The organism is Ligilactobacillus sp. Marseille-Q7487 (genome assembly GCF_949152225.1).
Taxonomy (GTDB): Bacteria; Bacillota; Bacilli; order Lactobacillales; family Lactobacillaceae; genus Ligilactobacillus.
Genome location: NZ_CASCJC010000001.1, coordinates 1,536,746 through 1,560,533 on the forward strand (window position 1 = coordinate 1,536,746; position 23,788 = coordinate 1,560,533).

Here is a 23,788-nt window from a genome sequence, read left to right on the forward strand (position 1 = left end):
CACCTCATATTATATAGTTCTTTGCAATAGTTTTCTAGTTAAATAATCTAATTGTTTCTTAGCTTTTCCTATTGGTAACATAGATATTTGATCTAGCGCTTGTTGACTATAGTCTTTTGCCAATTTACGTGCTTCTTTTACTCCGTCATTTTCAATCACTAAACGTGTGATTTCTTGAAAATCTTTAGGTGTTAGTGCTTGTCTTTTCGCTAAAATTTCTTCAAGTTGCCCTGTTTGCTCATTTTTCAAAGCCAACAGTAACGGCAATGAATATACCCCAGTAGCTAAATCTTCTAATACTGGCTTATTAGCATCTTTATTTTCTAGCGAATAATCCAACACATCATCTAGCATTTGAAAACTCAAGCCAATCAACTTGCCAATTTCTGCAGCTTGCGCCACTTCTTGCTCGTTTGCCCCACCAAAATAAGCACCTTCCATACAAGCTAATTTAAACAACCATGCTGTCTTTTTACTTGCATTATCTAGATAAGTCTGTAGCGGTTGTTTTGCATCATAGCGCGCATACATCTGTCCTAGCTCACCGTTTAAAATTTCTTTTAGCGCTGTTGCATTAATCTTCAAATATGGCGTGTCGGCCATTTCATCTAGTGTTAAATCAAAGAAGATTGTAAATAATAAATCTCCCGCATACACTGCAACATCTTTGCCAAAACGACTCTGAATACTAATTGCTCCGCGGCGCAATGGCGAATCATCGATAATATCATCATGTACCAGCGTTGCCATGTGTAAAATTTCTAATGATGCTGCAATCTTTCTTAATTGCATCTCCTGTTTTCGAGGTGTCCCCCCAATTTGAGCACAGATGAAAAATAAAAGTGGCCGCAAAAATTTCCCCCCATTGCTTGCCATCACCCGCAATGCCGCTTGTAGCTGTGGATCGCTGACTTTTATTTGTTCTTCGATAATTTGTTTAACTGCCGTAATTCTTTCATCTAATTCCCGTGGCAATTTAACAGCTCTTTGCTCCATTTACCTTACCTCTTAAATTTTAGTTCTTATTCAAGATTTTAGCACTTTTTGCACCTAATCGTCATTAGCTTTTTTCTAGTTTGCTTTTCAATCTACTTTCAATTACACTTAATATCATACTGATTTGTCTTTATCTACGCAAGATTGAGGCTTTTATAAATAAATGAAAGAGGCTTTTTTATGTCACTCAAAGTATTTTTAGAATTAGTTGAAATCAAGGCTAAAACAGCCAGTGTCTTACCTTTTTTATTGGGTATTTGTTTTAGTTTCTACCATTATAATCATCTTGAACCTAGCTTAAGTTTAGTCTTTTTTTGTGCTATGTTTTTGTTTAACATGGCCGTTGATATCTTGGATAATTACAACGACTACCACCACGCAGTCGATGTGACCGACTACAAGAAAAACACCAACATCATCGGACGAGAACACTTAAATCCTAAGGTCGTCTTTTTATGGTTGAGTTGCTTTACTATTTTAGCCGCCCTTTTAGGAATTTATCTCGTCTATAAAACAGGTTGGCCGTTATTGATCTTAGGAATCTTTTGCTTTTTTATCGGAATCGCCTATTCTTCTGGCCCGCGTCCCTTATCAGCTTTACCATTAGGTGAAGTCTTTTCTGGTTTTACCATGGGCTTTATGATCACTTTGATTTGTGTTTATATCAATAATTATCAAGCTTTTTCTTGGTCATGGTCCAATCTTTTAGCTATCTTTTTGATCAGCTTGCCTAATACTTTATGGATTGCCAATCTAATGTTAGCCAATAATTTATGTGATTACGAAGAAGATGAAAAAAATCACCGCACCACGCTGGTTCATTATATCGGTGTCAAAAACGGCTTATACTTATTTGCCTTTAATAACATCTTAGCCTTTGCTTCTATACTATTAGCGATTTATTTAGGTTTATTACCACTAATATTAGTGTTATTAATCATCTTCACAGCCATTTTTGTCTGGAAACAAACCCGTTTGTTATTTGCTAAACAAGTCAAGCGTGAGACCTTTATCTGTGCGGTCCGTATCTTGGCTTTGTGCTCTAGTATACAAGTGTTTTTATTCGGATTAAATTGTCTTTTCTTTTAAGAAACGTTGCATTTTTTTAGCAACGTTTTTTTATTTTTTTCAAAAATATTCTGTAGCTAAAACACCAATTAAGTAGGCTATTTGTTGTATAATATCCTGTAGGAAACCTAAATTTTTTAGGATTAAATTTTTGTTTCAATTCTTTGAGCAATCTCTTTTTTCAAATTAATATTGGCTAGTTTTTTAGCGCAAGTAAAACGCTTCACTTGTTGATAATGTTATCTTTAACAAATCTTAACATTTTTCAAAACTGCATTATTTCAAGTATAAGAGCTACATTATTGCGCTACAAAACGACATGTGTTTGATTTCACAAAATGTTTTGTACAATTTTTATTGAAAATGGAATTTGGCAAGCGTATACTTAGAGACTGTAGAGTTTCTAGGTGCTTGCCTGGGCTCTTTATTTAATGAACGGAGGGGTTAAATATGGATATTGTTTCACTCGCAAGATTCCAATTTGCGATGACTACCGTCTTTCACTTCTTCTTCGTACCGTTTTCCATCGGTACCGTCTTTATGGTGGCTATCATGGAAACACTCTACGTTAAGAAAAAAGACGAAACATATCTAAAAATGGCGAAATTTTGGGGGAACATTTTCCTATTAAGTTTCGCTGTTGGTGTTGTAACTGGGATTATTCAAGAATTCCAATTTGGTATGAACTGGTCTGATTATTCTCGGTTTGTTGGTGATATCTTTGGTGCACCATTAGCTGTTGAAGCTTTGCTATCATTTTTCATTGAATCTACATTTATTGGCTTATGGATGTCAACATGGGACCGTTTCAAACCTAAATTCCATTGCTTCTTAATTTGGATGGTTGTTTTTGGGACAGTCACATCTTCCATTTGGATTTTGATTGCTAATGGTTTTATGCAACATCCTGTTGGTTACACATTGCGCAATGGTCGTGCCGAAATGACTGATTTTGGTGCTTTAGTAACCAACCCACAAGCTTGGATGGAAATCGGTCACGTTTTAACTGCTGCTGTTACTATGGGCGGAATCGTGATTGCCGGTTTAGCCGCATTCCAACTTTTGAAAAAAGACAAGTTATCTGAACTTGCTACCAACATTTATCGTCGCTCAGTTAAAATCGGTTTAACAGTTAGTTTAATTGGCTCTGTTGCTGTAATGTTAGTTGGGGATATTCAAATGAAAGCCTTAGTTAACGAACAACCAATGAAATTCGCTGCAACTGAAGCAGTTTACGAAGATACAGGAGATAAAGCTCCTTGGACTGTGATCGCTTGGGCTGACGAAAAAGAACATAAAAATGTCTTTAACGTAGACATTCCTGGCATGCTTAGCTGGTTAACATACAGCAAAGCTACTGGGGCCGTTAAGGGTATGAATACAATCAATAAAGAATTATCTGCTAAATACGGTAAAGATATTGATTACTACCCACCAGTTAATGCACTATTTTGGACATTTAGAATCATGGCCGGCTTCGGTGCATTACTCTTCTTAGTTTCTGCAGTTGGTTTATTCTTTACACGTAAGAAAAAACCAATCCTATTTGAAAAAAAATGGATGCTTTGGATCGTTGGTTTAATGACCTTCTCTCCTTTATTAGCTAACACAAGTGGTTGGTTGGTAACCGAATTAGGACGTTATCCTTGGACTGTTTATGGTTTATTTACAATCAAAGACAGTGTCTCACCTAACGTTTCTACAACATCCTTATTAATCAGTAACACTGTTTACTTCTTGATCTTTACTAGCTTAGCAATTGCTATGATTAGTTTAGTAGTACGCGAACTTCGTAAAGGTCCAGATCGCAACGGAGCTCAATTAAGTGATGGCTTTGTTGATCCATTCGATAAGGGGGCATACTAATGAGCGGATTACAATTATTATGGTTTTTACTTGTTGGCGTCTTGTTTTCAGGGTATTTCTTCTTAGACGGCTTTGATTATGGTGTCGGCATGGCAACTGCTTCGCTTGCTAAAAACGAAGATGAAAAAACACAATTAATTGAAACAATTGGACCTGTTTGGGATGGTAATGAAGTTTGGTTGATTACCGCTGGTGGTGCACTCTTTGCTTCTTTCCCATTCTGGTATGCTGCTTTATTTAGTGGCTATTACATTGTTTTATTCATCATCTTGTTTGGCTTAATCATTCGTGGTGTTTCCTTTGAATTTAGACATCGTGCTCCAGCTTCACAAAAAGGCATTTGGAATAAGACATTAGCTATCGGAAGCTTTTTAGTTCCATTCTTCTTTGGTATTTTATTCATCAGCCTTATTCAAGGTATGCCGATAGATGCACACGGAAATATTTATGCTAGCTTTACTGATTACATCAACATCTTCTCCATCGTCGGTGGGGTTGCTTTAACCTTGTTGACTTACCTCCACGGTTTAAACTATATCGCCTTAAAAACTCTTGGCGAAATTCGTGACCGTGCACGTCAACAAGCTAAAGTTTGCTACATGGTTTTATATGCTGGCTTAGTTGTCTTTGCAATTTTACTTTATTTGCAAACAGACTTCTTTACCGTACATCCTGTTGGCACAATCGCATTGGTAATCGGAATTGTCGTTTTAACAGTTTTAGCTAACCTTGCTGTTTTAAAACAAAAAGAATTATTAGCCTTCATCTTAAGCGGACTTTCATTAGTCGATTTAGTTGCTTTGTTGTTCACTGGACTATTCCCACGCTTGATGATTTCTTCAATCGATTCAAAATTTGATTTGTTAATTACCAACGCATCTTCTAGCCCTTACACACTAAAGGTCATGACAATCGTTGCCTTGACTTTAGTTCCAGTCATATTGGCTTATACTGCTTGGACATATTATATTTTCCACAAACGTATCGCTTTACCAAAAGTAGGAGAATAATAATATGTTTGATAAGCAATTGATGCGCTTGTCAAATTTCAAAAAAGTTATGGGAATGCTTGCAGGACTTGATGTTTTGCAGGCATTTCTTATCATTGGACAAGCAATCTTTCTAAGTTTAACCATTACTAGCCTTTGGCAAGGTGCTCTTTTGACCAGTCAAAGTTTGCACATTTTAGGCTTTGCTTGTTGTTTTTTAGGACGACAAGTATTAATGCTTAGCGTCGGTCATCTTTTGGATAACTACGCTGCTAAGCAAGCAAAATTTTTACGTGGTCAACTGCTTGAAAAAACCTTTAATCTTGGGCCACATGTCGTCCAAGACAAAGGTACCGGCAACATGGTTACCTTAGCCTTAGACGGGATTTTTCAAGCCGAAGATTATATCAAACTCATTTCTAGTAAGATGAGTTCGATGATTATTGTTCCTTTAATTATCTTAGTCGTTTGTTTTTGGTTAGATTTTGATTCTGCAATTACTTTAATCTTAGTTTTTCCTTTGATTATCTTATTTATGATTGTTTTAGGCTATGCTGCAAAAGCCAAAGCAGACAAGCAATTTGCTTCCTATCAGATTCTTTCCAATCACTTTATCGACTCTTTGCGTGGCCTTGATACACTTGAATATTTTGGCTTAAGTAAAAGCTATGCTAAAAGCATTTACAAAACAAGCGAGCGTTTCCGCAAAGCAACCATGTCAACCTTAAAAGTCGCTATGTTATCGACTTTTGCACTTGACTTTTTTACCACCCTATCAGTCGCAGTTGTCGCTGTTTTTTTAGGCTTGCGTTTAATTAACGGTAAGATTGATCTCTTCCCGGCTTTGACAGTTTTGATTTTGGCGCCTGAATACTTTTTACCGATTCGGACATTTGCTAGCGACTATCACGCTACTTTAAATGGTAAAAATGCTTTTCAAGCGATCTTTGCTATCATTAATCAACCACAACCAAAGACGCAAGATTTACAACTGCCTAACTGGAACAAGAATAGTCAATTAAACTTAAACGCTATCAATTACGCCTACGATTCTGCTCAACCTAATGCCTTAAGCGAACTTAACTTAAGCTTTACTGGTTTTGAAAAAATCGGAATCATCGGGCTTTCTGGTGCTGGTAAATCGACTTTAATAAATTTATTGAGTGGTTTCTTACAGCCTACTAGCGGGACATTTGAATATGATAACCAAGCACTGACTAGCCTAAATCTACCTAGTTGGCGCCGACAAATCTCTTATATTCCGCAAAATCCGTATATCTTTGATGATACCTTAAAAAATAACATTCGTTTTTACACTCCAAATGTCAGTGATGAACAAATTATGGAAGCCATCAAAGTAGTTGGCTTGACTCAATTAGTCGACCAACTCGAAGATGGTCTAGATACCTTAATTGGCAATGGGCAACGACCTTTAAGTGGCGGGCAAGCACAACGTATCGCCTTGGCACGGGCATTTTTAGATGATAAGCGGCGCATTTTAATCTTTGATGAACCAACCGCACATCTTGATCTTGAAACAGAAATTGAACTTAAAGAAAAAATGTTGCCTTTGATGAAAGACAAACTTGTCTTTTTTGCCACCCATCGCTTACACTGGATGCATCAAATGGATAAGATTTTGGTCGTCAAAGACGGTAAAATCGTTGAATTTGGAACCTATGAGCAACTACAAGCACAAAATGGCTATTTTTGCGAATTAATCAAGCAAGCGAAAGGAGATACTCATGTTAAATAAAATTGGTTTATTTAAGCAATTTAAAACTGATACTTGGGTTAAACCTTTCTTGCGCAAGTACAAATTAACCTTAATTGCTGCTTTGCTTTTAGGTGCGGGAACCTTTGTTTGTGCAGCTGCTTTGATGTTTAATTCAGGGTATTTGATCAGCAAATCAGCCACACGTCCGTATAATATCTTATTAGTCTATGTCCCAATCGTTTTGACACGTGCTTTTGGCTTTGGTCGACCCGTTTTTCATTATGTTGAACGCCTCACCAGCCATGATTGGGTCTTAAAGATGACTTCACGGTTTCGCTTGCGTTTATATCAAACCCTACAAAAAGACGCTATCTTCTTTAAAAACAAATATCAACTCGGTGATATTTTAGGGCTTTTAGCCGAAGATATCGGTCATATTCAAAACCTTTATTTGCGAACAATCTTTCCGACTTTCATTGTTTGGATCTTGTATTTTATTATCGTTGTTTGTTTAGGTTTTATCTCTTTACCTTTTGCTGGTTTGATGTTTTTATTATTGTTTGTAATTATCTTTTTACTTCCGTTATGGTCAATCATTATCAACGGTGCTAAACAAGAACAAGAAAAGCAATTAAAAAATGCTCTTTATCTAGACTTAACCGACAACATTTTAGGTGTTAGCGATTGGATTTTTGCCGATCGTCCTGCCGATTACTTGCAGCTTCACGCTAAAAGTCAAGATAAACTGGCACAAGTACAAGCTAGCATGCGGCGTTTTGCTTATCTACGTGATTTCTTATTACAAGTAGACTTCTTATTGATTGTCTTGAGCTTGATTTGCTTTGGCGCTGCTTATTTTGGTGGTGAACCTAAGAGTCAAGCAGCCAACTGGATTGCTGCATTTGTTTTGGCTGCCTTTCCTTTAAATGAAGCCTTGGCTAACCTACCAGCAGCTGCGCAAGAAACCAACATTTATCAAGATTCTTTGGCTCGTTTGAATGCTTTGCCAGAAAAACAAGCTAAGGCTACTTTTGAACAAGAACTACACGCTCCTTTTAAACTTGAAATTCAAGATGTGAGCTTTCATTATCCTGACAGCAAACATGAAGTCTTGCAACACATCAACTTGACGATTGATTCTAAACAAAAAGTTGCACTTTTAGGACGCAGTGGTTCGGGTAAGAGTACTCTAGCTAGCCTCTTGCGTGGTGATTTAAGTGCTACATCTGGGAAAATCACCCTTAACGGAATTGAAACGACCACAATTGGCGCTAAGATTTCCGATTATATTGGTGTTATTCAACAAAGCCCTTATCTCTTCCACACAACCATTCGCAATAATTTGCGAATTGCAAACGAAGATGCCACCGATGAACAAATTTGGGACGTCTTAGCACGTGTAGGCTTACAAGATTTAATCGCTAATCTACCACAACAACTCGATACTTTAGTCGATGAAGCAGGTCTACGTTTTTCAGGTGGGGAACGTCATCGTTTAGCCTTGGCACGTATCTTGTTAAAAGATGTGCCTATCATCATTTTAGATGAACCTACCGTCGGCTTAGATCCTGTGACCGAACAAGCCTTGCTTGATACCTTTGCTAATCAATTAGCCGATAAGACTTTAGTTTGGATTACTCATCATCTTCAAGGCATCGACCAAATGGATACCGTCATCTTTATTGAAGACGGCCAAATCGAAATTAGCGGTACCCCACAAGAGTTAGCCGCAACTAACCAACGTTATCAAAAATTAAAGGCCATTGATCAAGGCCAAAATAATTAAAATTTTTAGGAGTGAAAAAAATGACAGAGATCCTCGTCTTAGGAGCCGGTTATGCTGGCTTAAAAACCGTCACTAAATTACAAAAAAAAGCTGCTGGTAAATGCCATATCATCTTAGTTGACAAAAATGATTACCATTATGAAGCAACTGATTTGCATGAAGTTGCTGCCGGAACAGAACCTAAAGAAAAGATTTCTTACCCAATCAGAGATGTTCTTAATCCTAAGGTAACAACCTTTATCCAAGATGAAGTTTTAAGCGTTTATACAGCTAACAAGCAAGCTATTTTGAAAAACAGCGGTACAATTAAATATGATTACTGTGTTGTTAGCTTAGGCTTTGTTTCAGAAACATTTGGTATTCCAGGTGCTTTAGACAACGCCTTACAAATGGTTAACATCGAAACAGCCGAAAACATCCACAATCACATCGTTAAGATGATGCAAACTTACCAAGAAACAAAAGATCCTGAACTTTTGAACATCGTGGTTTGTGGTGCTGGTTTTACTGGTATCGAATTAGCTGGTGCCTTAATCGATGCACGTCCACAATATGCTAAATTAGCTGGTGTTACAGCCGATGAAATCAACATCATCGTTGTTGAAGCTTCTACTCGCTTATTGCCAATGTTTTCCGAAAAAATGGCTGAATACGGCGTAAACTTAGTCAAGAAGCTAGGCGTTAAGTTGATGACTGGTTGCATGATTAAAGAAATCCAACCAGGCCAAGTGCTTTACCAAGTTAAAGAAGGCGAAGAAACAAAAGACGGCTCTGTTAAAGCTAAAACAATCATCTGGACTACTGGTGTTAGTGGTAGCCCTGTTATGCGTGAATCTGGCTTTAGCGAACGCCGTGGCCGTGTAATCGTTACTGATCATTTAACCGATCCTGACAACGATGATGTGTATATCTTAGGCGACGTTGCTGCTTTCATGGATAAAGAAACCAACCGTCCTTATCCAACAACAGCTCAAATCGCAACACGCATGGGTGCTTATACTGCAGAAGATATCGCAGCTCGCTTAGATGGTGGTCGTGCGGGTGAATTCACCTATCAATCAGCCGGAACAGTTGCTTCTGTTGGTAACACACACGCATTTGGTGTCGTAGGTAAAAACGAAATCAAAGGTTACCCTGCTTCTGTAGTTAAAAAGATGATTATGAACAAGTCCTTGATGGATATTGGTGGGGTTAAAGAATTACTTGCCAAAGGTCGCTTCGACTTATATCACTAAAATCAAATAAACACCGCTCCCCTCTTTTAGGAGGGGATTTTTATGTACAAAAATATCCCGCTAAGCATGTGCTTAACGGGATATTTTTTATTTCTTAGCCAAACGTGGCAAGAAAAATAGGCAAACTGACATCAAAACAAATGGCACTGCCAAAGCTCCAAAGCCAGCTGCAAAACCGATTTTATCGGCGATTCGTGCCACTACATAATTTCCAACCATCGCACCGACAAAAGCCATGATATTAATAGTAGCATACGCACTTGAAATCATGTCTGGGGCAATTAGTGATTGTTTGGTTTGCGCAACAATAAAGTGCGGTGCTAAAACAACAATTGCAAACACAAACATCAACATATAAGTCGACAAATATAATAAAACAACGATTAATACTAACGAAGTTGTCTTAGTCATCACATACAAAGCTAGCGCACCGATAATACCGGAGACAAACGCAACTTGTTTTTGTCTGCCTAAAAAGAATCGCTTAACAATTGCATCACTAGTAACCATCGCAATTCCCATCGCCAATGCATAACCAACTAAGATTAAGTTTACCAGTTGTGGATTGGTCTTGAGATGGTTTTGAATAACTCCAATTGTTGGTAAATAAGTCGGTAACCAAAATAGCGTTACGACCGATACCATGTTACCACAAAAAAGTGCCAAACCAAGAATTAACGTATTTTTATTTTTTCAACCTTCAATCACCGAAATTTTACGTGTAACCGGAGTATGCTTGGTTGGAACTAAAACTACAAATAAGATTAACGCCACTAAAAATAAGCCAGCTAAAACAAAATATGCTACTTGCCAACTTGTCTTTTCCATCAACGGTGCAAACAAGGCATACGAAACTACAGACCCTAACCCTGCTGTAGCAACGACTACCGATTGTACCGTTGTTCGTTGATGTGGCTTGAAGTTTTCAACGACTACCCGCGCACATCCGTTGGTATAGCCCGTTTGACCGACACCAACAATCATTCTGGCTCCTAACAAGCCCAACATCACGCCGGCACTTCCCCCTAAGCCGACACCTAAAAGACCTACTATCCCAAAGCAACTTGAAGCAAGCGTCAATAACACTAAACAAAGTGTCGTAAAGAACTTGTATCCGTAACGATCGACCACAAAGCCACTTATCAGCGTCATGATAATGTTACTTACATAATACAGGTTAGTAATATTAGAAAATTGCGCAGCACTAAAGCCATATGCCGCAATAATATGCGGTGCTGTTGCCCCAATCAAAGATTTATCGAGGTTGGCAATCATTCCAAAATAAAACAATACAAAAAAAATCTGACGTTGTTTCCCTGTCATTTCCCTTTTTCTCCTTTAACAACAAAATCCACCCATCAATCACTAAAAACTTATAAAAATAAGAAGTAATAATCGACGAACAAATTTAGTTTACAAGGTAAAAATACTCAAAGTCAAGCGGTTTTTAGAAGATTAACAAATTTTAAGAAAGCGCTACATAAATGTGTATTATTTCACATTTTTATATTTTGTAAAATAAAAAACCTCTAAACTACCGTGCCGAGTTTAGAGGTTAGCTATTAACTAATTAGCTGTTTTTTGTACGCTGACAAAAGCCACGTCATATGGCGTCAAACTTACTTTTAGTGAAGTTTGGCCGTCTGTTACAATCTTACTATCTTGTTTTTTACCATTAACCATCACGGTCACTTCGTAGCGTCCCGTTTGATTAAATTTAAGCGGTAATTCATATTCTTTTGCCGTTGCTTGTGGCAATTTCTTCAATGCCGTAGCATCGTTTAACATAAACAACTTTGCATTTGGCACTTGTAAAGCTCGACTCGTCAAGCCTTCAGGTTGTTGCAAGGTGATTTGTCCTTGATCAGTTGCTTGTGGCAAACCTCTTGTAATCAAATCTTGATTAGCACTTATCATCGCCAGCAAGTTTGTAGCATTTGTTTGATGCTCGGTTCCCCACATTTCGCCATAACAATAAATCCCAAAGCCTTGCGCACCACGTGATAGACTATCCAAAACATAAGATTTCATGTTGATACTATTTTGTCCTGCTGCACCAATTTCAGATGGGAACAAGATTGGACCTTGCGTTGTATAATTGTAAATCTTATCTAAAGAATTCCAAGCCAAATCGCCATCGTTGCCATAAAACATCGTTCCTACCATATCCAAGTTAGCTTCTTTGTAAAAGGCTGGATCTACCCCTTCATGCCAATCAAAAGTACCACCTTTTTCAGGTAGGCCCGCTTGGAAGTTAGTCGTTACTGGCTTGTATGGATCAACTTTATGCACCGCATCGCTAAAGCTTTGCCATAAAGCTAAGATCGTATCTTTTCTAAAGGCTTTTTCGTCACTTTGTTTGGTTTGTTCTTTCCATTTATTAAAGAGCATTTGGTAGTAAGGATTTTGATCGTTGCCACCGTTTAAATAGTAGTTGAACCCTTCTTCATTTCCTAATTGATAAGCAATCACTGTATCTGAATCACGGTAATGCTGTGCTAAATTTTCAATTGCTTCTAATAAACGTGGATAAATTTGTGGATGCCAGTATTCTGGAAAGACTTCTAAGCTGTCTTTGCGAATATTGGCTGAATTATTTTGATCACCTTTGCCCCATTGAATAGAGTAACTCTTGCCATCATGATCTTCTACATGATATACCCAAAAATCATCAAACTTTTTAGCCATGTTCCATTGATAGTGGAAAAACATAGCAAAATACATCTTCATATCATATTTTTTAGCTGTATTTACGATTGAATCTAAATAACTGTAATCAAACTTTCTTGGTGCTTGATTCCAATCTGACCATTGAACCATCAATTGCACCGTATTAAAGCCCATCGACTTCATTTGTTTAAAAGCTTCATCTTTTAACAATCTCAATTAATTTAGTTGGCGAAGAATCTAAGTCAACCATGTTATCAGCTTCTTTAGCTGCTTGTGTTCCAGAGTTCATCGCAACCGCCACATCGGCTTGGGTTAAGACAGCCACCAAGCCACTACCAATCAAAATCGCTAAAGGCGTTGCCAAGCAGGCTAATATCGCCATTTTCATTTCTTTTGGTCCAATCTTTTTACCTAAATACTCAGGTGTTCTACCGACCATCAAGCTGGCGATAAAGACGGTTAGTAACACGAAGCCTAACATGCCATACAAGCCAGAACCAACACCACCAAAGACAACTTCACCTAATTGGATAAACATCATTGGAATCATTGCAGCCAAAGCACTCATGCTATCCATCGCCGCATTAACTGCTCCACAGCTTGTTGCGGTTGTTACAACCGCAAAAATTACTGAACTTGCAATCCCAAAACGTGTTTCTTTACCTTCAAGATTTAAATTACCAATTCCACTGACAACATGGCCCTTGCTTTCAGCCCAAGCACTGATGGCTAAACCAACGATAAAGAGCAATGCCATCGTCAAAAACAAGACATAACCTTCTTTTTTCTTGCCTAGATAGTTACCAAAAGCAAAACACAACGAAATTGGAATCAAAATCATCGCAGTAACTTCAATCAAATTCGAGATAATATTAGGATTTTCAAATGGATGTGCGGCGTTAGTTCCTAATACCCCACCACCATTTGTACCTAGTTGTTTAATCGCAACTTGACTAGCTTGCGCATACAAAGGAATGTGTTGTTTAGTCAAAATCTGTGCATCTTTAACTTTCTTTCCATCAACCGTTACTTCTTGTTTTTTGACGTCGATCTTCGCATTCAAAATTGCTTGCCTGTTTTTATCAACTACAACAGGTTGTACTAATTTAACTTCCTTAGAACCAGATAAACTTTGTGGTACCCCACACGCTACTAAAGCTAGCGAAGTCACTAAACTCAATGGCACCAACAAATACACCATGATACGGATGATATCTTTCCAAAAGTTACCGATTGTTTGACTAGAAGCCTTCTTTAAGCCACGCATCAATGCAAATAACACCGCAATCCCAACTGCAGTGGCCAAGAAGTTTTGCACCGTCAAACCAACAATCTGTGCAAATGGACTTAAGGTTACTTCCCCCGAATAACTTTGCCAGTTAGTATTGGTTAAAAATGAAGCTGCAGTGTTAAATGCTAATGCAAAAGACATTCCTGGTAAATGTTGTGGATTAAGTGGTAAAACATTTTGGAACATCAAAATTAACATCAATAAGATAAAACCTGCACCAGAAAAAACAAATACCGCTGCCACATATTTTTTCCAGTTCATTTCACTAACATCTAAGCGTAAAAAACGCCAAATAGACCGTTCAACCGGTCGGAATTTAAGCATCAATTTCGAATCATCATCAATCAATTGACTAATATATTTTCCAAGTGGATAAGCCAACAAAACTGGAATTATTAAATATGGAATATATTGGATAATTTCACTCATTTTTGTTCACCCTCAAATAAAACATAGACTAAATAAAAGAACAATCCGACCGTCACAAGTGCGGTTAAAGTCATTATCATTTTCCTTCCTCCTTTGATGAATCGCTCTTAATTCACCATTATCCTAACAAGAATGATGTTAAAATGGTGTTAATTCTTAAAATACAAAAAAACCAAGGTTAACGATATATACCCTCCTTACTGCATTGTCCAGTAAAGAGGGTACACATCATAAACGCTTGGCTTTTTATCTATGCTTTAATTTTTAATACATTTGTAGTCGTATCAACATCTTGATCTTTTACTAACATTTCAATTTGGGCATATTTATTGCTATTGGTAATCGTCACAATTACGGTATCGTCATATCCTGCCTTTTTAATAGCTGGATCCCAAAACTCGATTAACAAATCACCCTTCTTAATTCGTTGACCTTCTTCAAAGTAAGTTACAAAACCAGTTCCTTTCATGTTAACCGTACCAATTCCGATATGAATTAACATCGTTACGCCATTATCACCTTCGATTCCAACTGCATGTCTTGTTGAAAAAGTTGACCGAATCGTACAATCAAATGGCGCATACACACGCCCATCACTTGGGATGATTCCAAATCCTTGCCCTAAACTACCTCTAGCAAAATTAGCATCTTTAACTTCACTTAACGTAATTACCTTACCTGCAATAGGTGCTGGGATTTCAAGGTCTTGTACTAAAGCTTTGGTTTGCCCATCAACTTTTTTACCCCAAGATTTTTCCAATTCTTCCACAATTTGCGCATGTTTTTCTTCGGTTAAAATAACTTTTTTGTAGAAAACAAAGATCGCTAGTAATAAAACAACCGCTGGAAAGGCAAACATCATCAGCTTAAAGATAAATTTACCATGTTCGGTAATTGTATCTGGTGTAGCCCCAGTAGTCATCCCAGCTAACACGGCGATTTGACCAACAACAGCATTAGAAATTGCCCCACCTAATTTATCTAACAATGGACGTACTGATAAAGTCAATGATTCATCACGATGACCTAGTTTCCATTGGCCATATTCAACACTATCAGAAATTGTCATCAAAACAACTAAGAAAACTAATGGTTGTGGCACAAAGAACAATTCAGCCCCTAAAATTACCAATGGTAACGAAGTGTTAGCCATAGAAAAGACTGCAATTCCACAAAGCATTGTTATAATACAACCAAAAAATAAGTTACGACGATTAAATTTGCTTGTTAATTTAGGGAATAAAGACACGGATACTAAACTAATACATGTGTTAATCATCTGTAAAACAGAAAAGTATGTTGAGTGTCCTAAAATAAAGGTAAAGTAATATAACACTAATGAGCCTAAAATATTAATTCCAATACAATAAAACGCATAGGCTAAAGCTACCCACATTAATTGATCGTTTTTGGTTAAAACCTTGAAAACTTCCTTTACCCCTGCTGTTTGTTCCTTATTTTTACGTAATTCAGAATCAACTTCTTTTGTACCTAAACCAACAACAATTGCAGAGATAATACCAACTAATGCAACGATAAATGCAAACCAAAACCAACCACGGTTGTCGCCAGTACCACCATTTTTATTTAAGGAAAACGCAACAACAATCGGCATAACAATTACACCAACTAGTCCGCCACCGATAGTAGAACCGACACGTGCAAATGTCGCTGTTTTTTCACGTTCACGTGAATCAAGAGACAAAGCCGGAATCATCGACCAAAAACCAATATCCTTAAACGAGTAAAAAATGTCTAAAATGATGTATAAAATAGCAAAAATAATTAAATATAAAAATGGATTTGTTCGACTTAAGCCACCTAAATCAGTAAACAAAATCAATAAGGTGATTGAACTAATAACCCCACCAACAACCACCCAAGGCTTAAAGCGGCCAAAACGTGTATTTGTTCTATCGATAGCGTTACCAATAAATGGATCAATAATAAGTTCTACAATTCGTAAAGCAGCAATTACCAATGTCACATAACTAATCATGCGATCGTTTTGAGCTTGATTTCCTGTATTAAATAAATGTGTGGTAACAAACATGATAAAGTATCCGGATAAAGCTCCGTAAAACATATCGTTACCAAAAGCACCAAATGCATAGGACAAACGTGCTGTTATATTTTTTTGTGTTTTTTCCATAAGTCCCAACCTTCTTTTCTGTTTACTAAACATAAACCAGGTTTCCAGCAAATGTTTTTTTTCACAAAAAAAGCGCCTCTAAACTTTAACCCCTTTCATTTTACAGAAGAAAAACATTTTAGCATATCAACATTATACAAATAATAAAAACCTGTTTTGTTTACTAAATATTACATCTTTTATAGTAAACGTTTATCAAAAAATAGTCAAGCGTTTTCTTCCTTTTTTTACACTTGTTTAGTTATTTTTGCTATAATGATAGTAACAAATTTAATTACAGGTGATTTTTCATGGCTAGTATTCGCGATATCGCTAAAATTGCCGGGGTTTCTCCCGCTACTGTTTCACGCGTCTTAAACAAAGATGAATCTTTTTCTGTTTCCGAGGCAACTAAACAAAAGATTTTTAAAATTGCTAAAGAACATAACTATACGCGCTCAAATAGCAATCGTTTAGTTAAAACAAACATCCCTGAAGTAAACATCATCGTTATTTCAGCTCTTTCTAAAGAAGACGAACGCAACGACCCTTACTTTGGTGCTATTCGTTTAGGGCTAGAAGAACAAGCTGCACATTTTCATATTTCTCAATTAAAATTTACTCGGATTAGTGATCACAACCTAATCGAAATTGATTTAGAAAAATATAACGCGCTCATTTTAATCGGTTCATTTGCCGAAGATACCCTATCCTTTTTATACAACAGCAATCCTAATCTGGTTGTTATCGATGATTATCGCTATTTCAATGATTTTGATGTTATTCGTAACGATTTTGAACAGCAAACCAAGCAAATTTTACAATCGCTCAAGCAACAAGGCCATAAGCGTATCGCCTTTATCGGCGGTAAAATCAACACCGTTGACCTAAAAGGAAAAACAAAAGAAGTCTTCCAAGATATTCGCGAAATTGCGTATCGTGAATGGATGAGTTCACATGATTTGCCTTTAGGCATCTTTAATTCGGAATGGACTATCGAAAGTGGCATTGCTGCAACAAAAGAGCTTTTAGCTAGCGACTATCATCCTAGCGCTTTAATCACGGCTAACGATCCTTTAGCAATCGGTGCTTATCGTGTTATTCAACAACACGGCTTAAAGATCCCAGAAGACATTAGCATTGTTAGCTTTGATGATATCAGTGTTTCTGCTTATCTGGTGCCTTCACTTTCTTCTGTTCATCCTCCAAGCGAAGAAATGGGCCGTGAAGCAATCCGCCTTATCTTAGAACGAATTTTATTCGGACGCACAACTCCTGTTCAAATCATCTTACCGTCTCATCTTATTAGACGTGAAAGTTTTAGCAATTAAAAATGCTTTATTTAATTTTGGGACTACTAAAAAAACGAGCTGTACAACTTTTAGGACTGATAGACTTTCTAGCAGTCCTATTTTTTTACCAAAAATCAACTAACTAAAACTGTAGAACTTTTCTTATATACATAACAAAAAAACCTTCTTACTTTCTATCAGTAAGAAGGTTTAAATATTAGCCTAAAGTTTTATCTTGTAAATTTCAAGTAAACAATACCCGTTGTTAAAACAAGAACTGCTCCAAGTCCAGTCAAGATGATTGCTTTATGTTCACCTGTTTGGCCTAAAACACCATCTTTTTTAGGATTATCTCGGTTATTTCCTTTATTGACTTGATAATTACTGTCAACATTAGAACCAGTTGATTCATCCTTGTTTACATCATCTGTTACCGGCTTATCACTAGGCTTTGGATCATCAGTAGTTGGCTCATCGCTAGGATTATCTGTTGGCGCATCTGTTTTTTGATCTTCAACCACTAAAGAACTCGCAATCATCTTTAAAGATTGTAATTGCTTTGTTTCATCAACAATTTCAACATCTGTTTGATTACTAAATTCTGTTTTAGTAGTGATCTTTGTAAATTCACCTAAAGTAACTCCACCAGAGAAATCCTGTGCAGTTAAATCGGCTAAATACAAGGTAACTTCTTTAGTCTTCTTGTCGTAACGGACTTCATGAACTTGGCTATTATCTTGTAATAATTTGTTATAAACAAAAGTTGGAGCCGTTGTTTGATCGCCATCAACTTTAATTGTCACTTTTAACGCATTTACGCTAGTAGCTTGAGGTAAAGTCATCTTTACTTCAACGTTGTTATCTTGAGCCTTAGTGAAGGAAACTTGGTTGCCATCGGCTTTTACATTAGTTACTTGAAACAACACAGCTACAACTAAACTTAATAATGTTAACCAGATTTTTTTCAAAGTTTTCCCTCCTATTTTTTAATCGTTACTTGCTCAATTTGACTTGGTACATTTAGCCAGTTAGTATCTGCTACTAAACGTTGACCTTCATTAGTTTGAGCATTATCGACACGATATAATTCAGCTCTGACTTGTTTTGGTAATTGGTCTTTATTCCACTTACCTGGATCTAACCAGTAGATGAAGGTACCATCACTTGTTTCACCCAAGTTACCATTTTCTGGAATATCAGCTAAGATGATTTGGTTAGCCACTAAAGCTCCATCTTCATCTACACCACCCACAATCTTACCATCTTGATCATATAACAAGACAACATTGTAAGCTGGATTACCTTTGTACTTACCGGTAAAGATTAACGAACCTTTAGGAATCTTAAGTTGTTGTGTTTCATCGTAGACATAGTCTTCTTTTAATTCAAAGATTGCCGGTTGTTCATTTGTCAATCCGAATTCTACGTTATCACCACTTGGTCCTAAAACATCGATTTCGTTAATTGAAATATCTTTATTAACTGAATTAATAAAGGTGACACGTACATAACGTGCATCATATGTTCCAATTAACTTATCTGAGGTTGCATTTGCAAAGTAAACAGTTTGCGGTGTCGTTGTTTGCCCTGCAAATTCACTTTGCTTAACTTTCTTCCAGTCTTTACCGTTTTGACTAATTTGAATGTAGTAACCATAATTTGTTGATTCTTTTGTACCTGTAAACTTCAAGCCACACACATCTAATAATTGACCAAAATCAAATTCAACATAAGCATCGCCTTTAGTTGTTTTACCTGTATATGTTGTTTCATCTTTATTATCGATTACATTTACAATCGCTGATTTAACAACTGTTGAATCTGGATCGTCATCGTTATTATCTGGAGTTTGATCAGCATTTGATTGCATGTTAGTCGATACTTTCCAGGTTGATTTGTCATGACTACCATCACTAGAAATCTTAACACTACCAAGAGCAACAGGTGCTAAATAGTTAAGGTTTTTATCAACAATTCGAACACTATAAGAAACAACACGGTTGTTAATTGAAGCAACCACATCTGTGTATTCAGGTTTAGTAGTAAAACCGACTACTTTAGTTTGAGGTTGACCATTTTCAATGATTGTTCGACTAATTTCATAACCATGAACCTTAGCTAATTGATCTGATGGTAAGGTCGTAGCAAGGTTAAGCTTCACACGATTTGGTTGAAGCTTATCAACTGTGATACTTGACTTAGCTGGATCAACATTGCCCGCTTCTTGTGGAATACTTGCGGCTTCATTGTGTTCCAAACTATACGTATGTGCATCATCATCGGCATAATAGATTGCACGTGTTTCTTTTTCAAATTGTCCCATGTAATCTAAGGTTGTTTGATCTGGTGTCATTCCCCAGCGAACGAAGAACTCACTTAAATCTTTTTGAGCCGCTGCACTAGCTAACCGCATGAAGTTTTGTTCTACACCACCATTTAATTTTAATTCAATATTATTTGGCTTTGGTGCAGAAGCTGGATTACGTGAGTAGCTATCGACACGTGCATAAAACAAGTTGTCAAATTGACTTTGATAATCACTAAACATCTTGTAGTTGTAATAACGGTCGTATGCCAAACGCAATTGCCAATACATTGCTAATTGCGTAAAGACATCGTTACTTTGGCCCTTGGTATTGGATGTTGTCTTTTTGAAGATTTCATCATAACTCCAACGAACAGACTCATTGCTGTCTTTAGCTTGGGCTAATTGTGCAAAGTAGTTGTTGGTAATTTCTGCGATAGCATAACTTGCTTGGTTGATGTTATGGCCAATTTCATGACCGATGCCCCAGCCAAATAAGTTACCAGCTTGATATTGACCATCTTCAGTCGCCTTGATTGGTTGACCTTGCACCATACCAGGTGTTTGATCCCATTCAATCCCAATATGATTTCCACCAGCATACATAAATGCTCCAGCAAACATCCGCATATAACGAATATTTAGGTGTTGTGCTGGCAAGCGATTCTTATCACCAGCACCAATTGCATTACTTAAACCTTTATGTTGATAGAACAATGTCATCATTTGATCCATTGCATCAACAGAAGCTAATAAAGCTTTAGCCTCATCTTTACCGTTTAAACCAGCCAAAATTTGGGTAGCTGGCAAGCTTAACATCATATTTTGTAATTGAATATCACTCGTATTAGCAACATTTTCTTTTAAGTTAAAGACTCCATTTGTTGTGTAGCCTAACTTGTTAGTTGTTAATCCATTAACTTGTTGTTTTAAGTCTGCCAAGTATTGAGTAACTTTAGCTAGACGTTCTTGTTCATCTGTTACATTATGCAAGTTTAAGGCTGCAGTCTTAATGCCGCCACTGACACGTACACTGTAGTTTGCGTTGTCGTTCTTTCCGTTAAATGTAATATATAACGGTCCACCTTGTTGCGTTGCTAAACTAGTTAACTCAGGTAAAGTAATCTCGTTTTTACCAACTTTTAAGGCAAATGTTTGTCCTGTTAAGGAGTTTGATTCTGCATAATATTGTGTTGGAACTAATGTCAATGGTGTGTTATCACCAACCTTACCATTTGGTGTACCAACATAAATTGTAACTGTTTGATCAGCTTGACCACTAACACCTAATGGTTGCCATGCATTTAAACCACTAGCAAAACCTAGATGTCCGTCTTTGCTTGCTGTAATTGTTGGATCAATCTTTAAGACATCACCTTTTTGTTTATCCGCTAAGATAGCTTTAGCCATATCAAGTTCAGCTTGTAAGCTGTCCTTATCCATGATGTATTCACCACTGACTTCATCTTTAGTGTCTAAACGTTTTTGTAAATCAGTTAATGTTTGTTCTGTAACTGTACTGTTTAATTCCAAATGCAAGTTATCTTTGAATAATGCATTGATATCATCTTCTAAGCTATCGTAATGATAGAAATTCATTTCTGCTACAGTAATATACCATGGACTTGAACCATAACGTCCAATTCCGATACGTAATTGATTGGTTTTTACTGGAGTTGGGAATTTAACATCGTAATAACTACTACCTTGACTATCTTTTTTCTTGGCAATCGTTACACCATTAATTTGTTGTTCCTTGCCTTGATCGTCTAAGTACTTAACGTTGATATAAGAAAATGTCCCCACATCAAATGGCTCTGCAAAAGTAAAGCGATTCATCTCATATTTTTGATCAAATTTAACGACAATCCCTTTGCCAGGTCCCGGATAAGCGCCTCCTTCGTCCCAGTCATCGACACGTAAATATGAACTAAAGTCGTTATCCGCTAAACCGTTAGCCGTGTTTTGGTTTGCGTCTAGTGGACTGTTGACCATGTAACCACGACCACCTGTGATTGATTCAATATGATTACTTAACTTACCTTCACCATTAGAAGTGTTGATCAACTTGTATTTTGGCATCAAAATCGTTTTAATGCTCTTAGTCTTAGCTTGAGCCACCAATGATGGTTCACTATCGCCTAAGTTATTGTGACCGACCACATAAACTTGGTAAGTCGTGTCATCTTTTAAGTTGTCGATCGTCACGCTGTTAGTCGTAATCTTTTGTGCATACAGCGTATAGTCTTTTTGACTATCTTCTTTGTAGTAGACACTGTATGAGTCGGTATCATCCATGTTTTTCCATGAAACCTTGATTCCCTTGAATGTTCCGCTTGCCGTAACATTGTCTGGCTTTGGTGGCTTTTCATCTGGCATTGGTCTAGCTGTAACCACATCGCTATAAGCACTTTGCCACTTACCATTGACGCTACGAACTCTAACTTGATACTCTTGATTATTAACTAACTTCTTACCATTGAAGGTTGTAATTAAAATATTATTTTCAGCAGCTTCGTATACTTGTGATTTACCATTATTTGTGACTTCTACTTCATAACCACTAACATTGACTTCTTTTTTCCAAGACAATGCAAATTCGTTACTACCATTGGTTACTTTTAAATTAGTTGGAATTGACATTACTGGTTCAGGAATCTTATCTTCCATTCCGTTAACAAATTCCACCTTACTGATTTGTGCTAAATTGTTATCAGTAGTTGTCTTGGTAATCTTGATAGACACTTTTTTAACTGCGACTTGACCGCCTAAATCAATAATAAAGTTCCCGTTTTCGTCTCGACTGACACTTGTTTGACGAACCTTAGTATTTTGGGCAGTCAAAGCAAATTCACGTACTTCACCATTAGCAAGTTCAACTGCAATCGTACCTTCTTCAATTGCATTTTCACCTAATGTCGTTTGAACAACGACTTTTTCAAGTTCTTGTTCCTTTAAATCAAAAGCAACTTCAACTGGATTTTCATCTGAAATAGGTTCTTTATTTGCCGGTTGTAAACCTACTACGTTATTATCAGTATTTGGTTGAATCAAATCTGCAAGGTTACCTTCTACATTTGTTGTTTCACTTGCTTGAATTTGATCTTTTGTAACAGCAACCTTAGTTTCAACTGTTGATAAATATTCTAGCTTAGCTTGATCTATTGCTTCACCATGAGCTTGTTGTTGCTCTAATAAAGTATATAAATCAACTAAATCAACCTTGCTATCACTATTTAAATCATACTTAGCATCAGTTACTTTAGCTTGTATTGCATCAACCATTACAGTATAATCCGCTTCATTTATCTGACCATCACCATTTAAATCGGCTTGTCCTGGATCTACATTCACTTCTGGACGTAATACCCCAGGATGGTTTTCGCCTTTTTGATAATCATAGCCATTTAAAAAGTCTGTATATACCGTAATTTGTTTGATATTGTTAGCAACTTCTAACGTTTGTCGATATTTTTGATAACCTTTTGCCGTTAATTCAACGGTATATGTACCTGTTGCAAGATTGTTAAACTCTATTGTCTGCAAGTTTGTAGTTTTATCAATTGCTTCTACCATCAATTCTTGCGTTTGAACTTGCTTACCACTAGCATCATATAACACCGCATTAACAGCTACTGTACTAGTTTGCGTAGGGCCTGCACCTAATTGGATATTAATCTTACCAATATCGTTAGTAGTTGTTGCTTTAGTAGCTTGTGTCGTTGATGCAACTTGTTGGCTTTCAACGGCATAAACTACGCCTAATGGATTAGCTATCGATCCTAGCAAAATACTACCTAACATAGCCAAATGTAAAAATTTTTTCATTTTACTAACATCCACTCCTTTACTCTTTTTATGTGATAATTTAAATATTTATTTAAATAACACTCACAATGATTCAGTTTACCCATATATTTTTTAATAGTCAATATATTTTATCAAAAAATTCAAAATATATTGCATAACCGTTAGATTATAATAATTAATCATTATAACAAATAAGTTACTTC

The 23,788-nt window shown here is 36.7% G+C and carries 15 protein-coding genes; 7 read left to right on the forward strand and 8 right to left on the reverse strand.

The features are described 5' to 3' along the window. Positions 1–9 precede the first annotated feature (9 nt). A complete protein-coding gene (locus QM017_RS07690) occupies positions 10–996 on the reverse strand; it encodes a polyprenyl synthetase family protein (RefSeq protein WP_282709370.1) in 987 nt (328 codons plus the stop codon). Positions 997–1,176: 180 nt separating this feature from the next. On the opposite strand from QM017_RS07690, the gene QM017_RS07695 reads away from it, so the two are divergent. The 6 genes from QM017_RS07695 (at position 1,177) to QM017_RS07720 (ending at position 9,657) form a co-directional block, all read left to right on the forward strand. After that, entirely contained in the window at positions 1,177–2,085 is a 909-nt protein-coding gene (locus QM017_RS07695; protein WP_282709371.1) for a prenyltransferase, read from the forward strand. A 429-nt stretch (positions 2,086–2,514) separates the two neighbouring features. Continuing rightward, complete coding sequence (locus QM017_RS07700) at positions 2,515–3,930, forward strand: cytochrome ubiquinol oxidase subunit I (RefSeq protein ID WP_282709372.1); 1,416 nt, start codon at positions 2,515–2,517, stop codon at positions 3,928–3,930. After that, positions 3,930–4,940, forward strand: a complete 1,011-nt coding sequence (cydB, locus tag QM017_RS07705; protein ID WP_178196295.1) for a cytochrome d ubiquinol oxidase subunit II — start codon at positions 3,930–3,932, stop codon at positions 4,938–4,940. The genes QM017_RS07700 and cydB overlap by 1 nt, the downstream gene beginning before the upstream one ends. A gap of 4 nt (positions 4,941–4,944) precedes the next feature. Continuing rightward, positions 4,945–6,675 (forward strand): thiol reductant ABC exporter subunit CydD, encoded by a 1,731-nt coding sequence (gene cydD, locus QM017_RS07710; RefSeq protein ID WP_282709373.1) that lies wholly within the window; start codon positions 4,945–4,947, stop codon positions 6,673–6,675. After that, on the forward strand, positions 6,665–8,422 hold the full coding sequence (gene cydC, locus QM017_RS07715) for a thiol reductant ABC exporter subunit CydC (protein WP_282709374.1): 1,758 nt from the start codon (positions 6,665–6,667) through the stop codon (positions 8,420–8,422). The genes cydD and cydC overlap by 11 nt, the downstream gene beginning before the upstream one ends. Before the next feature lie 20 nt (positions 8,423–8,442). Next, on the forward strand, positions 8,443–9,657 hold the full coding sequence (locus QM017_RS07720; RefSeq protein ID WP_282709375.1) for an NAD(P)/FAD-dependent oxidoreductase: 1,215 nt from the start codon (positions 8,443–8,445) through the stop codon (positions 9,655–9,657). Positions 9,658–9,744: 87 nt separating this feature from the next. On the opposite strand, the gene QM017_RS07725 is transcribed toward QM017_RS07720, so the two are convergent. From QM017_RS07725 to QM017_RS07745, 5 genes are all read right to left on the reverse strand, one after another. Beyond that, positions 9,745–10,323, reverse strand: a complete 579-nt coding sequence (locus QM017_RS07725) for an MFS transporter (protein ID WP_282709376.1) — start codon at positions 10,321–10,323, stop codon at positions 9,745–9,747. 27 nt (positions 10,324–10,350) lie between these two features. After that, entirely contained in the window at positions 10,351–10,980 is a 630-nt protein-coding gene (locus QM017_RS07730; RefSeq protein ID WP_282709377.1) for an MFS transporter, read from the reverse strand. A gap of 243 nt (positions 10,981–11,223) precedes the next feature. Beyond that, the gene (locus QM017_RS07735) at positions 11,224–12,537 is read right to left on the reverse strand and encodes a cellulase family glycosylhydrolase (RefSeq protein ID WP_282709378.1); all 1,314 of its coding nucleotides are present in this window, start codon (positions 12,535–12,537) and stop codon (positions 11,224–11,226) included. Continuing rightward, on the reverse strand, positions 12,524–14,047 hold the full coding sequence (locus QM017_RS07740; RefSeq protein WP_282709379.1) for a potassium-transporting ATPase subunit KdpA: 1,524 nt from the start codon (positions 14,045–14,047) through the stop codon (positions 12,524–12,526). Before QM017_RS07740 ends, QM017_RS07735 begins: the two co-directional genes overlap by 14 nt. Before the next feature lie 250 nt (positions 14,048–14,297). Continuing rightward, complete coding sequence (locus QM017_RS07745; RefSeq protein WP_282709380.1) at positions 14,298–16,199, reverse strand: glycoside-pentoside-hexuronide (GPH):cation symporter; 1,902 nt, start codon at positions 16,197–16,199, stop codon at positions 14,298–14,300. A 290-nt stretch (positions 16,200–16,489) separates the two neighbouring features. Here QM017_RS07745 and QM017_RS07750 point away from each other — a divergent pair, with 290 nt between their 5' ends. Further along, positions 16,490–17,509 carry a LacI family DNA-binding transcriptional regulator gene (locus tag QM017_RS07750; protein WP_282709381.1) on the forward strand — a complete coding sequence of 340 codons (1,020 nt, stop codon included), beginning with the start codon at positions 16,490–16,492 and terminating at the stop codon, positions 17,507–17,509. 191 nt (positions 17,510–17,700) lie between these two features. On the opposite strand, the gene QM017_RS07755 is transcribed toward QM017_RS07750, so the two are convergent. Together QM017_RS07755 and QM017_RS07760 are read right to left on the reverse strand one after the other, a co-directional pair. Beyond that, positions 17,701–18,438 (reverse strand): LPXTG cell wall anchor domain-containing protein, encoded by a 738-nt coding sequence (locus QM017_RS07755; protein WP_282709382.1) that lies wholly within the window; start codon positions 18,436–18,438, stop codon positions 17,701–17,703. Positions 18,439–18,449: 11 nt separating this feature from the next. Continuing rightward, positions 18,450–23,603: a M60 family metallopeptidase gene (locus tag QM017_RS07760; RefSeq protein WP_282709383.1), complete on the reverse strand. Its 5,154-nt coding sequence runs from the start codon at positions 23,601–23,603 to the stop codon at positions 18,450–18,452. Positions 23,604–23,788 lie beyond the last annotated feature (185 nt).